This is a genomic window from Flavobacterium sp. (assembly GCF_965277525.1).
GTDB lineage: Bacteria > Bacteroidota > Bacteroidia > Flavobacteriales > Flavobacteriaceae > Flavobacterium.
Genome location: NZ_CBDIDC010000002.1, coordinates 920,974 through 933,559 on the forward strand (window position 1 = coordinate 920,974; position 12,586 = coordinate 933,559).

The window sequence follows — 12,586 nt, forward strand, 5'->3', positions numbered from 1 at the left end:
ATAAATAATTAATTTTTAGAATGGAAAAATTTGTAATAAATAAAAATGCAAATGGAGAATATCAATTTGATTTCATAAATAATAAGGGAGAAGTTATTCTGAGCAGCGGAGAATACACCAGAAAATTTATGTGTATAAAAGGAATAGAATCCGTAAAACTCAACTCGCAGGACAACACAAAGTTTAATAGAAAAACATCTCAAAGCTCTAAAAGATACTTTAATATAAAAGCGTTCAACGGAAAAATTATCGCCAACAGTAAAATGTTTGAAGACAAGCTTTCCTGTGATGCGGAAATGGATTTATTCAAATCAAATGCTCAGGAAGCCATAATCGAAGACCGGTCTAATAGCAGAAAGGAACCCAAAATTTATAGCAGGGCAATCGCTGAAATGAATCTATAAATCAACTCTTTTTTTTTCTTTTTTGCAATGCATAATGATCATGGAGGCCGTTGCAGGATTCCTGACCTGGGGTTAGTAAGAGCTAAAAAATTAAAAATTCAGGAATAGCAGTATTAAGTATCTTAAAAGCCAAAATCCGGTAAAGTCAATTTACCGGGTTTTGTATAAAATAGAAACAAAAAATATTAACTGACAATATCATTTAATGCCTGAAAGATATTCAAAGGATATTCAGCAATTCTGTTGCACAGGTATAAATACCATTCTTTACCATAGACAAAGTATAATTTGGCTGGATAACCCTGGTCTTTCAATCGCGCTAATTGCTCATTTTGAATCCCGTATAAACTTTCAAATTCATACAAATTTTTGTCAGGTTTATAATGTTCAAGCATAGCAACCACTTCTTTCTGAATGAGATCGTGATGGGTTGCGATAGCGCAGCTGTGTTTTCTTGACAACAGTTGATCGACATAATACAAATAACGCTCATCGAGTGCTGCACCTCTTGGAATAGAAACGTCTTTGGGAGTTTCAAAAGCACCTTTTACCATTCTGATTCTTCCTTTTTGCTGAATCAGATCTTCAAAGTCATCTTTTGACCGATGCAAATAAGCCTGAAGCGTAATCGAAACATTTTCATAGGTTTTAGAAGCCGTTTTATATACCTCGATAACAGCATCGGTTATTTCGACATTTTCTGCACTGATTGTTACCTCTATATTCTGTTTTTCAGCTTCCTGACATATTAAATTCAGATTATTTAAGCACAGGTCTCTTGATATCGATAAGCCGATATGCGAAAGATCAAGGGAAAAAGTAGAATGCAGTTTTTGATTTTGGATTTCCTGTGCGATCCTAATAAACTCATCAGTTGCAGCAATTGCTTCTTTTTCAGTGAGTGTATTTTCGCCCATGAACTCTATAGAAGTTTTAAATCCCTTCGTATTTTGTTCTTTGACTTTAACAATGGTTTCTTCTAATGTTTCTCCACCAATATAGCGGTCTGCTGCTTTTTTAATGGTGTTGAATAAGACTTCATTTGAAAGAATATATTCTTTTGCCTGCTCATTTAAGGCTGCTTTTCTTAAAGCATTTGCACCCATTAATAATAAATCCTGTTCCATATTTAGTGTTTAGTATTGATAAGAAAAAAGTTCAAATTAGGGCTATTGAGATTAAAAGAAATCAAAGACTGTCAGACAATGTATGAATGTAGTGTAAGATTTCATCTTCATTCCTTCTATAGTACGTCCATTTTCCGTGTCTGGTAGCAATCAGGAAATCTATTTTGTGCAACATCATTAAATAATGGGAAATTGTCGACTGCGATAAACCTGTTTTGTCCTGTATGTGACATACACAGACGCCATCACTAAAATCAGGAACATTGACCTGTTTCGGAAAGTGGTCTTCCGGTTTTTTAAGCCAGTTTAGTATATCTACACGAACCTGGCTGGACAAGACTTTATTTATTGCGATAGTATCCATAGTACAAATATAAAAACTACATATCGAAATATATCGATTTGAGGAATTTTATTTGCAATAATTTTTACTACGCTGGAAAAGGTCAATTGAATCCTCTGCTTCAGACTAAAAATAAAATCCAGTCAGCGTTCATAATCTTTCCGGAACTCTATAAAAATGATAGAGAGGTAAAATAGCTGTTTTCACTTAGAAGAAGTGTTTTTGAGGATAATGGTAGTATCTTTTAATTTAGAATTAAATAAGTAGTAACCTTAATTCAGCTGTTTTTTGTAAAAGTTAAAATACAGTTTTCGATCACTATGATTCTTACAGTTCAGCATTTAAATGTTAATAATCCTGTTATTTTTTGGAAGAGTTTGGGAGAGACTGCTCGATTTTTCGTACCTTAAAAATTCTAATAAATAAAAACAATGAAGACAAAATTACGAATTTCATTAATCAACATTCATGGACTACTGAAAGGTTCAGGTTTAGAGATTGGTAGAGATGCTGATAATGGCGGACAAACTAAATATGTATATGAACTTGCTGAGTTTTTATCACAACATGAGGATGTAGAACATGTTCATATATTTACAAGATTAATAGATGATAAAAATCTTTCTCCTGAATACGCAGTACCTATCGAAATCATTAATGAAAAACTAGACATAAGACGAATTCCTTTTTTAGGAAAAAAATACAAGCCCAAAGAACAATTATGGGACGGTTTGGACACTTTTGTAGACGGAATTGTCCAGCATATTAAACTTCACGATATATTCCCAAATTGGATTCACTCTCATTACGCAGACGCCGGTTATGTTGCCAGTGAATTATCTACCATATTAAACATTCCGTTTGCGCATACCGGACATTCTTTAGGTTTTCACAAAAAGAAAAAACTGCTCGAAAGTGGTTTAAATGAAGAAGAAATCGAAAAGAAATTTAAGTTCAGACAAAGAATTGAGGCCGAGGAAATGACACTCGAATTGTCAGAATTTATTGTTACCTCTACAGAGCAGGAAATTGAAACCTACAAACCTTATAAAAATTTTGAATTAGGAAAATACCATGCCATTTCTCCCGGAATTGATACCAGTAAATTTGTTCCGTATTATCATCGAGAACAGGATGCTGAGAAACAGATGGAAGAGGAACAAAGGAAATATTGGGTAGCAGAAACCATTTCTAAATTTTTAATAAATCCGCACAAGCCTTTTATTTTGGCACTTTCGCGGCCGGACCGCCATAAAAATCTCCATACACTAATTGAAGTTTACGGCAAAGACAAGGAACTGCAAAGTATTGCCAATCTGGTCATTTTTGCAGGAATCAGAAAAGATATTTCGAAAATGCCGGAATCTGAAAAAGATGTTCTGACTGATTTATTGCTATTGATGGACAAATACGATTTGTACGGAAAAATGGCCATTCCGAAGAAGCATGATGTAGAAAATGAGGTTTCGATTATTTATCGTTATGCTGCCGAAAAAAGAGGTGTATTTGTCAATCTGGCTTTGCATGAAAATTTCGGACTAACAGTCATTGAATCAGCAAGCTCAGGTTTGCCTGTTGTAGTGACTAAAAACGGCGGACCATCAGAAATTATTCCTACTTGCCAGAACGGGGAATTAGTAGACCCGCTGGATGAAAATGAAATCAAAAAAGCATTACGTAATATTTTGACCAATGAAAATCAATGGAAGTATTACTCTAATAATGGCGCCATTAATATTCAAAAGCATTATAGTTGGTTAAGTCACGTCAATCAATATGTCGAATTGGTCAATGAAAACTTATCATTGTCGTCCGGTTCAGGAATCAAAAAGCAACATTACCCCAATATCAATATCGAAAGACTGAAAAGAAAAGTCGAACATTTGTTTGTTTCAGACATTGACGGGACGTTGATTGAACCGAAGCTAAAAAATCCGGGACTAAAACAATTAAAAGAGCATTTGATTAACCGTACAGAGAAAATGGCTTTTGCACTGGCATCAGGAAGAAATCTGGCGCTGGTTAAAAAAGTCATAGAAGAGGAACAATTTCCTTTACCGGACTTTATTATTTGCTCTGTCGGAACCGAGATTTATTATACAAACGGTAAAGATTATATTTTAGACAAAGGCTGGGCTACATTTCTGGCGGGACGATGGAAAAGAGAAGATATTGTCAACCGCCTCAAAGAAGTTCCGTGGCTTAGATTACAGGAAGAAGAAGCGCAAAATCCGTATAAAATCTCCTATTATTATGACAAGGAAAAATACGATCGTGACCAATTAATTGAGGTTTTGGGCACTGGCTGGTACAAAGTAAACATCATCCCGAGTCATGGTGAGTTTATTGATTTTATTCCCAAAAGAGCTTCAAAAGGAAATGCCATTAAATTTTTATGCCGTAAATGGGCGATTCCGTTATCCAATGTAATTGCAGCGGGTGATTCCGGCAATGATATCGATATGTTCAGAGGTTCTGTTAAAGGAATTATCGTAGGAAACCGTAGTGCGGAATTGGCGGAATATGAAACAACAAAAAGCATTTATGTGGCTAAAAGTGCTGCCTCTGAAGGAATTTTAGAAGGGTTAAAACATTATAAAATAATTAAGTAATATTTGTTAAGTTGAATTTTAAGACATAGAAACATAGCTTCTGGCGACTTAAAAAGAGGTATTTCATTTATTTAAATACTTTTTATATTCTTTTTAAAACTATAAAATCTGTGTTTCTATGTGTTAGAAAAATGACTCTCAACAAATTAAATAAAATAAAGTAAGTAGTATGTATTCAGGTTCAGGGTTTAGTAATTGGGAAATAGGCGACGTAGATGTATTTATAGATGAAAACGGTGTGCATCATTTGTTTCATCTGATAATTCCAAATCACGATTATATTGCACATGCCATATCAAAAGATGGTCTTTCCTGGAGAAGAGTAAAAAATGCATTGTTTGTAGGAGATCCCGGAGAATGGGATGACGATATGTTATGGACGATGCATGTGAGTAAAAACTCTGAAGGAGAAGGTTACGAAATGTACTATACCGGTCTAAAACGTCAGGACAAAGGGATTACGCAAAAGGTAGGAAGGGCAGTTTCTCCTGATTTAATTCATTGGACAAAAGAAAATCAATACGGTTTGCCCTTAAGAAGTGAGGCACCGTATTATGAAAGCAGGGATAATAACCCGCGGGAATGGCTGAGTTTTAGAGATCCTTATAAATATCAGTTTGAAGGAGAAGATTATTTGCTCATCTGTGCGCGAAGTGCCGTTGGTCCAACGTACAGGAGAGGTTGCATTGGCGTAGCAAAAAGGGGAGAAAAAGGTTTTGTTCTTCAAAAACCTCTGCATATAGCATATGTGTATGATGATATCGAATGTCCTTGCGTGGTCGAAATTAAAGGAATGCACTATTTGCTAGGCTCAATAAGAGAAGATATTAAGGTTCGTTATTGGTTTTCACCTGATTTTAAAGGAGAATATCATGCTTTTCATAACAATGTCCTGATGCCACAAGGCAATTATGCCGCAAGAATTGTAAAGGATGGAGAATATTATTTGATCTATAATTTTTATTTTGTTGGAGGAAATGTCAATACACTTCGCGTAATTCCGCCGCCAAAACAGTTGGATGTAGACAGTAATGGCCGACTCTTGTTAAAAACGTACCATCACTGGAGAACGCTTTATCAAAGAACCATCCACCAGAGAAACTTGCCTGTTCCGGCACCTATTTTAGGCAATCCTTCGGCTAATTTTGTTTTAGAAAATGATAGCAAATGGCGTTTGGGCTGCCGAAGTGGTTATGAAGTTTTTTGTTTTGAAAAACCTTCCGCTAATTTTGTCTGGGAAGGCACATTGGCCGTTGAAGGAATGGGAAAAACAGGTTTTGTCATCGAATGTGATGATGAGGGAACGGCCTATTACATATCAATTGATTTTGTAAATGGATTTGTTCAGTTTAGAGCATGGGGATTTAACGAAAAAGATGTCAAGAACAATTTTGTTTTTGAGAATATTCAAACCAATCAATTTGAGATCGTAGACAATAAAGAGATTTATTTTAAAATCATTCGTTACGGAAATTATTATGAACTTTCTATCAATGAAATTGTTAAGTTAACATTACTGGACTTTAAATACAGTGAAGGCAAAATAGGAGTATATGTGTGTTCAGCCATCGTATCTTTAAGTGATTCAAAAATTCATGTAATTCCGGAACCTGAAAATGAATATGCGACTGCAGATCCTACTAAATCTCTTGAAGAATTTAATAAAATAACCCAAAGCACTTAATTATGGGGCAAAAAAATAGTAATTCTCATTAACCGGAATGAGAATTACTATCTATAATGCTTTGTACACTTTGAATAAAAGTTTCCGTATTATTGATTTCGTCTTTGATATAGATGTCGTAATGGTGGAGTTTAAATTGTTCCAGCATATCTTTTTTGAGATATTTTATCATGGATTCAATACTTCGGGTGTCGTTTTCGTGATTTCTTTTCAGTTCACGCTGTTTACTTTCCAGATAAGTTAAAGTCTTTTTTAATCTTTGTACATTTATTTTGTCCACACTTCGTCTTCTTAAAATTTAATAAAAAATAACGATAATCAGGAATAAGATAAAATTCAATATTTTTCCAAAAACGTAATAAGTGAATTGAATTTATCTCATTACAAGACTATCGTTTCAGATAATTACGTTGTAATCGACTTTTTAGTTTTGAAATATAATTCAAAAAATTGAAATATGGTTGCTTAAAAATCACTTTTTTTGTTGTAACGTATTGTAATTCTTTTGTTTAAAAATAGAATAGAATGGCGTTTGAAGCGTTTTTTTCTTTTAAAAAAAGGCGTTAAAACCAATTAGTACTTGCTTTTTTAACTGTTTTAGAGGTTTGTTTTGTAGCTTTAAATGTGAAATATTTACTGTAATCAAGATCGAAAAAAATAACAAAAAAAGAGTAGAAAATAAAAAAGCTGTGTTCTCTTAAAGAAAAAAACACAGCTTTTTTTAGGATAATTTTTTAATGGATTATTTTACGACTGTAGCTTCCAATTCAACTTTTAAGGTTTCAAAAAGGCTTTTTACCTCCAATAAAGTAGTCGCTTGCCTGATGCCGTGTTGGGCAACCCAATCCTGAATAAGATTAAAGTGTGGCCAAAGTTCTTCAGTGTTTGTAGTATAAATGTTTAATCGCACAATTCCTTTAGGTTCGTATCCGGCTTCGGTAATGACTTGTTCCAGATTTTTTAAAGCCAGGATTATTTGGGATTCCATGTTCTCATTACTGGAGATTCCATTGGCATTTATCGCAGTTTGTCCGGAAACGTATAAGGTTCCTGACGGATTTTTTACTTCAACAGCTTGCACATAACTGCGCTGATCCTGCCATTGCCAGGGATTAATTGCTCTTTTTTCCATTTGATTCGCTTTTTTAGTTTGTGCCAATACAGGCATCATAGTAAATAGTAGTAATGCTAAAAGGTTTACTGATTTTTTCACGATTACAGTTTAAAATTTGTACTGCAAAGTTGTGAATAAAGCCTGGAATCGAGTCTTGACATATCTCACAAATATAAAGTGAGGTATGTCACATTAAGAAGATAATCTGCTCAGAGTTTCCCGGGAAATACCAAGATAAGAAGCAATAAGACTTTTAGAAACACGTTGCGTAAGCGTAGGATATTGTTTCAAAAATTGTTCATAACGTTCTTTAGAGTTAGAAGTCTGCCAGGATATAATGCGGCGTTGCGACCCAAGAAAACCAAAATTAGATTTCTCCAGAAAAAAGCGTTGCATCTTTTGAAGCCCATCACATATTTTTTTGTAATCTTCGAGCGAAAAACAAAGGACTTCTGTATCTTCAAGACATTCTAATGACATTGTTGCTTTGGTTTGGGTAAAAAAGGCATAATAATCGCTTTCCCACCAATCTTCCATAGCAAAAGAAACCACATGTTCTTTTGCTTTCGTATCCGTATGTACCAATTTTAAAAGCCCGGAAATTACAAAATAAGAATATTTTACTGCATCGCCTTCCTGAATAAGAAATTGATGTTTCTTAAAATTTTTAGTTGTAAAATGAGCACACACAAAAGCAAACTCGTCATCAGTCAGAGGTACTATTTTCTCTATATGTTTTCTTAAGGTGGCTTGCATAGTAGGGTCAAAGTTATTGAAATTTTAATAAGTGAGACCTTTTTATTCCGGTTAGTAATTTTCAGGTCATCATTGAAAAATCAAATCAAATACAACGAGAGACGGGATAATGCGGCGCTGTGTGTAAAATTTTCAGGTTAAACAATTGAGCTTTTGTAAAATTAATAACAATTTAATAAAGTAATGTTTATTACTATGTTGATAAATAATGTTTTATCTGACATTTTTATGAAGATTGTTAACTAATTAATATTTATATTTGATAATGAATCTTAGTCATTAATTTAAAAATATTTAAAATGGAAAAAGCTATAAAACTGAAAGTTCGTAAGGAGTTGGATAGTCAACAACAGTTGAATATAATTAAATTAAAGGGGAGTTTAATCTCTAAAGGATATACTGAAATTATCCATATTCTTGATCAGGACGATGAATTTCATATTAATTCTTTTGCTACTCCTTCTGAAACTACTAATGAAGTTCAGGAGTTTATAAAAGCATTCATTTATAAAGAAAATCTAACAGATACGATAACAATTTTCAGATAGTAATTGAAATTGGACAAAGTCGATGCAGCGTAGTAGTAGCTTCAATCAATAAAATAGAACCATTTTTATGCGGGTTATATTTTAATTGTTTTGTTAGTAACTCAAAAATACCCATCCTGCTTTTTGGTCTCCATTGTCAGAAGAAATAATGTAATAATAAGTGCCGGTTGGTAACATAGTCCCTTCTTTCCATTGTCCATACCATTGTTTATCATATTTGCCTTCAAAATCATATACTTTTCTGCCATATCGATTGTAGATGATTAGATTATTGACATTGAAATCAGTAAGATCGAAAGTGTCATTGATCCCATCACCGTTAGGAGAAATCGCATTTGGAATTCCGCACAAATTATTGGATACCTCAATAATTTCTTCAATTTGGCAGGATCCATCGCTTACAACCAACTTAAATTGCAAAGGAAAAATTAGTTGATCCTTGAAGTTTAAACTGTATGCTGTAAAATCAAAAGTTTCAGTATTTGAACCTACCGGATCTCCTTTGTCATTAAACCAGGTATAATTAAGATTAGAAGTGGAAGATGTTGTTGCGACTTTTATGAGGTATTTGTTGTTTACACATTCTTTTGTTATAACATAAGATAATGAGGTGATATTTACTTTCAGATTTGTTTTCGCAGCACATTGTCCGGCCGTTGGTGTAAAAATATAATTCCCGCTAGTGGTTGTATTAATTACAGATGGATTCCAAATTCCTGAAATTCCGTTTGGAGATGTTGCAGCCAAGACTGGTGCCGTATCACTACTGCATAAAGTCAACGTTGTGGCAAAATTAGGAATAGTTTCAGGTGTTATGGTAACGGCTAAGTTTGCAGTTGTAGCGCATTGTCCGGAATTCGGAGTAAAAATATAATTTCCACTAGTGGTTGTATTAATTACAGATGGATTCCAGATTCCCGTAATTCCGTTTGGTGATGTTACAGCCAAGACTGGTGCCGTATCACTACTGCATAAAGTCAACGTTGTAGCAAAGTTAGGAATAGTTTCAGGTGTTATGGTAACGGTTAAGTTTGCAGTTGTGGCGCATTGTCCGGAATTTGGAGTAAAAACATAATTTCCACTAGTGGTTGTATTAATTACAGATGGATTCCAGATTCCCGTAATTCCGTTTGGTGATGTTACAGCCAAGACTGGTGCCGTATCACTACTGCATAAAGTCAACGTTGTAGCAAAGTCAGGAATAGTTTCAGGTGTTATGGTAACGGTTAAGTTTGCAGTTGTGGCGCATTGTCCGGAATTTGGAGTAAAAACATAATTCCCACTAGTGGTTGTATTAATTATGGATGGATTCCAGATTCCCGTAATTCCGTTTGGCGATGTTGCATCCAAGACTGGCGCAGCATCAGTGCTACATAAACTCAGTGTTGTGGCAAAATCAGGAATAGTTTCAGGTGTTATGGTAACGGCTAAGTTTGCAGTTGTAGCGCATTGTCCGGAATTTGGAGTAAAAACATAATTTCCACTAGTGGTTGTATTAATTATGGATGGATTCCAGATTCCCGTAATTCCGTTTGGTGATGTTGCAGCCAAGACTGTTGCCGTATCACTACTGCATAAAGTCAACGTTGTAGCAAAGTCAGGAATAGTTTCAGGTGTTATGGTAACGGCTAAGTTTACAGTTGTGGCGCATTGTCCGGAATTTGGAGTAAAAACATAATTTCCGCTAGTGGTTGTATTAATTACGGATGGATTCCAGATTCCCGTAATTCCGTTTGGCGATGTTACAGCCAAGACTGGTGCCGTATCAGTACTGCATAAACTCAACGTTGTAGCAAAATCAGGAATTGTTGCAGGTGTTATGGTAACGGCTAAACTAGCCGTTGCAGCACATTGCCCGGAATTTGGAGTAAAAACATAATTTCCGCTAGTGGTTGTATTAATTACAGATGGATTCCAGATTCCCGTAATTCCGTTGGGTGATGTTGCAGCCAAGACTGGTGCCGTATCAGTGTTGCATAAAGTCAGCGTTGTAGCAAAATTAGGAATAGTTTCAGGTGTTATCGTAACGGCTAAGTTTGCAGTTGTGGCGCATTGTCCGGCATTTGGAGTAAAAATATAATTTCCACTAGTAGTCATATTTATTGTGGATGGATTCCAAATTCCTGAAATTCCATTTGGAGATGTTGCAGCCAATACTGGTGCCGTATCAGTGCTGCATAAAGTCAGCGTTGTGGCAAAATCAGGAATAGTTTCAGGATTTATGGTAACAGCTAAACTAGTCGTTGCAGCACATTGCCCGGAATTTGGAGTAAAAACATAATTTCCGCTGGTAGTCATATTTATGATGGATGGACTCCAGATTCCGGTGATTCCGTTGGGTGATGTTGCAGCTAAAATTGGCGCTGTATCTGTACTACATAAAGTTAGTGTGGTGACAAAATCAGGGACAGTTGCCGGTGTTAGGGTTACTGCTAAAGTTGTAGTTGGTGCACACAATCCCGCAGTGGGCGTAAAAATATAATTTCCGTTTGTTGTTGTATTAATTACTGCTGGATTCCAGGTTCCTGTAATTCCGTTTGGTGATGTTGTAGCCAAAACAGGTGCAATATCGCTACTACATAGAGTGAGCGTCGTATCAAAATCAGGAGTTGTGTTTGATGTTACGTTTAAATTAATAATATCGCTAATCTGTAGTCCACAACTATTAGTAGCCTGAAGTGTGATTACGATCGTTGTTCCTCCGGCTGTAGGCGGAATAGTATAATTGGTTGTTGTTGCGTTTGCCGAAGAAAAGTTTCCGGAAGGGGATGACCAAAAAACAGATTGTTGGCCTACGGCAGCACCATTTAACGTAATTGTTGCTCCCGCACAAGCTGTTAAGTTTAGAGGCCCTGCATCAACTGTAAAAGGGGGGACAGGCGCTTTACATCCATTATTGGCATAAGACGCGGTACCGGCTGGGGTGTAATTAACAGTTGCTCCATCTGCTGCAACTTTATTTCCGTTAGTGTCCGTTAACAATGCTCTGTCGTAATTGACACTTTCTGAACACCCTACGCCAAATGACATTGAAAACGTTCGCAGACCTACTCCAAAATTGGCAAAGTGTCCATTAGGATTTGTAGAATTTTGAAAGATCATATAAATAGTATCTGATATAGGCCCAAATGAATTTGCATTTGTATCCATCTGATAGCTGGTAACCAGGATCGCGGTGGCATTAGCAGGCAATATTCCTCCCGGTGCTTCTAAGATTTGTCCACAACCACCTGCAGCAATTATATCAGCATTCAATTGAGCAACAACAGCCGCTGTTGTTGCATTTTGAACAACTCCCAACCAGCTATTATTGGGCCATGCTACCGTTAAAACGTTTGAATCCAAAGCGGTATTTCCAACTTTAAAACGTACCATTTCGTTACGTCCTTCCAGACTTCCTCCACAAGCATCAACCAATATACTTTGTATTTCAAAACATTGAGAAAATGCGTTCGAAGCACATAAAAACAATACAAATAAAAAGAAATGGGGGAGGGAGAAAATTCTTAAATTCATATCAAATGGTATTTAGTGATGATAGTAATTTTAAAATAGAGCTAAAATTAGTTTTTTTTAAATTAAAAATCACTAAATATTCGTGTTAATTTATTGGTTTTCAATGATTTCTGTATTTTTGATTTGCATTTTGCATTTTAGGCTATTTAAAGAATCTGGTTTTTACTGCTACACGGTGATAAAGTAACTTGCCACCTTGGTTGGTATAATTTTATTTGACCATACTTATTTATATAAAGATAGTTCTATCTTTGCCGCAGATTTTGGTCTATTTTTTTTAAAGAAAATAGTTAAAAGGGAATCAGGTGCAAATCCTGAACAGACCCGCTACTGTAAGTTCTATACAACTCTTTAAACGTTACTAATGCCATTGCCCTGGTTTGCAGGATGAGAAGGCTGTTTAAAGACGGAACAAGTCAGGAGACCTGCCACAATCACATAGTTTAAGACTTTCGTGGAATAAAGTTGAACAACAAGAATAG

General features: G+C 35.3%; 10 protein-coding genes and 1 riboswitch. Of the genes, 4 read left to right on the forward strand and 6 right to left on the reverse strand.

The window, feature by feature from the left end; translation table 11 throughout:
• The first annotated feature begins 20 nt into the window (after positions 1–20).
• Positions 21–404 carry a YegP family protein gene (locus tag ACQY44_RS05995; RefSeq protein ID WP_428229487.1) on the forward strand — a complete coding sequence of 128 codons (384 nt, stop codon included), beginning with the start codon at positions 21–23 and terminating at the stop codon, positions 402–404.
• A gap of 185 nt (positions 405–589) precedes the next feature.
• Here the strand turns inward: ACQY44_RS05995 and ACQY44_RS06000 are convergent, their stop codons facing one another.
• Positions 590–1,531, reverse strand: a complete 942-nt coding sequence (locus ACQY44_RS06000) for a proline dehydrogenase family protein (protein ID WP_428229488.1) — start codon at positions 1,529–1,531, stop codon at positions 590–592.
• A gap of 61 nt (positions 1,532–1,592) precedes the next feature.
• Positions 1,593–1,895 carry an ArsR/SmtB family transcription factor gene (locus tag ACQY44_RS06005; RefSeq protein ID WP_428229489.1) on the reverse strand — a complete coding sequence of 101 codons (303 nt, stop codon included), beginning with the start codon at positions 1,893–1,895 and terminating at the stop codon, positions 1,593–1,595.
• Positions 1,896–2,305: 410 nt separating this feature from the next.
• Between ACQY44_RS06005 and ACQY44_RS06010 the strand changes: the two genes are divergently transcribed.
• Positions 2,306–4,486 carry an HAD-IIB family hydrolase gene (locus tag ACQY44_RS06010; RefSeq protein WP_428229490.1) on the forward strand — a complete coding sequence of 727 codons (2,181 nt, stop codon included), beginning with the start codon at positions 2,306–2,308 and terminating at the stop codon, positions 4,484–4,486.
• A gap of 169 nt (positions 4,487–4,655) precedes the next feature.
• Positions 4,656–6,170, forward strand: coding sequence for a glycosyl hydrolase family 32 (locus tag ACQY44_RS06015; RefSeq protein ID WP_428229491.1), 1,515 nt, complete (start codon positions 4,656–4,658; stop codon positions 6,168–6,170).
• 28 nt (positions 6,171–6,198) lie between these two features.
• On the opposite strand, the gene ACQY44_RS06020 is transcribed toward ACQY44_RS06015, so the two are convergent.
• From ACQY44_RS06020 to ACQY44_RS06030, 3 genes are all read right to left on the reverse strand, one after another.
• The gene (locus ACQY44_RS06020) at positions 6,199–6,450 is read right to left on the reverse strand and encodes a hypothetical protein (protein ID WP_428229492.1); all 252 of its coding nucleotides are present in this window, start codon (positions 6,448–6,450) and stop codon (positions 6,199–6,201) included.
• 462 nt (positions 6,451–6,912) lie between these two features.
• Positions 6,913–7,302, reverse strand: coding sequence for a RidA family protein (locus ACQY44_RS06025; protein WP_428229618.1), 390 nt, complete (start codon positions 7,300–7,302; stop codon positions 6,913–6,915).
• A gap of 174 nt (positions 7,303–7,476) precedes the next feature.
• Positions 7,477–8,040 carry a Crp/Fnr family transcriptional regulator gene (locus ACQY44_RS06030; protein ID WP_428229493.1) on the reverse strand — a complete coding sequence of 188 codons (564 nt, stop codon included), beginning with the start codon at positions 8,038–8,040 and terminating at the stop codon, positions 7,477–7,479.
• 299 nt (positions 8,041–8,339) lie between these two features.
• Between ACQY44_RS06030 and ACQY44_RS06035 the strand changes: the two genes are divergently transcribed.
• Positions 8,340–8,588 carry a hypothetical protein gene (locus tag ACQY44_RS06035; RefSeq protein WP_428229494.1) on the forward strand — a complete coding sequence of 83 codons (249 nt, stop codon included), beginning with the start codon at positions 8,340–8,342 and terminating at the stop codon, positions 8,586–8,588.
• A 93-nt stretch (positions 8,589–8,681) separates the two neighbouring features.
• Here ACQY44_RS06035 and ACQY44_RS06040 read toward each other — a convergent pair whose 3' ends face one another.
• Positions 8,682–12,104: a gliding motility-associated C-terminal domain-containing protein gene (locus tag ACQY44_RS06040; protein WP_428229495.1), complete on the reverse strand. Its 3,423-nt coding sequence runs from the start codon at positions 12,102–12,104 to the stop codon at positions 8,682–8,684.
• 247 nt (positions 12,105–12,351) lie between these two features.
• Positions 12,352–12,551, forward strand: a riboswitch (cobalamin riboswitch).
• The last annotated feature ends 35 nt before the right edge of the window (positions 12,552–12,586 follow it).

Coding starts and splice junctions, on each gene's coding strand:
- ACQY44_RS05995 (WP_428229487.1), top strand. CDS start 21: ATGGAAAAATTTGTAATAAATAAAAATGCAAATGGAGAATATCAATTT.
- ACQY44_RS06030 (WP_428229493.1), bottom strand. CDS start 8,040: ATGCAAGCCACCTTAAGAAAACATATAGAGAAAATAGTACCTCTGACT.
- ACQY44_RS06025 (WP_428229618.1), bottom strand. CDS start 7,302: ATGGAAAAAAGAGCAATTAATCCCTGGCAATGGCAGGATCAGCGCAGT.
- ACQY44_RS06040 (WP_428229495.1), bottom strand. CDS start 12,104: ATGAATTTAAGAATTTTCTCCCTCCCCCATTTCTTTTTATTTGTATTG.
- ACQY44_RS06000 (WP_428229488.1), bottom strand. CDS start 1,531: ATGGAACAGGATTTATTATTAATGGGTGCAAATGCTTTAAGAAAAGCA.
- ACQY44_RS06015 (WP_428229491.1), top strand. CDS start 4,656: ATGTATTCAGGTTCAGGGTTTAGTAATTGGGAAATAGGCGACGTAGAT.
- ACQY44_RS06035 (WP_428229494.1), top strand. CDS start 8,340: ATGGAAAAAGCTATAAAACTGAAAGTTCGTAAGGAGTTGGATAGTCAA.
- ACQY44_RS06005 (WP_428229489.1), bottom strand. CDS start 1,895: ATGGATACTATCGCAATAAATAAAGTCTTGTCCAGCCAGGTTCGTGTA.
- ACQY44_RS06010 (WP_428229490.1), top strand. CDS start 2,306: ATGAAGACAAAATTACGAATTTCATTAATCAACATTCATGGACTACTG.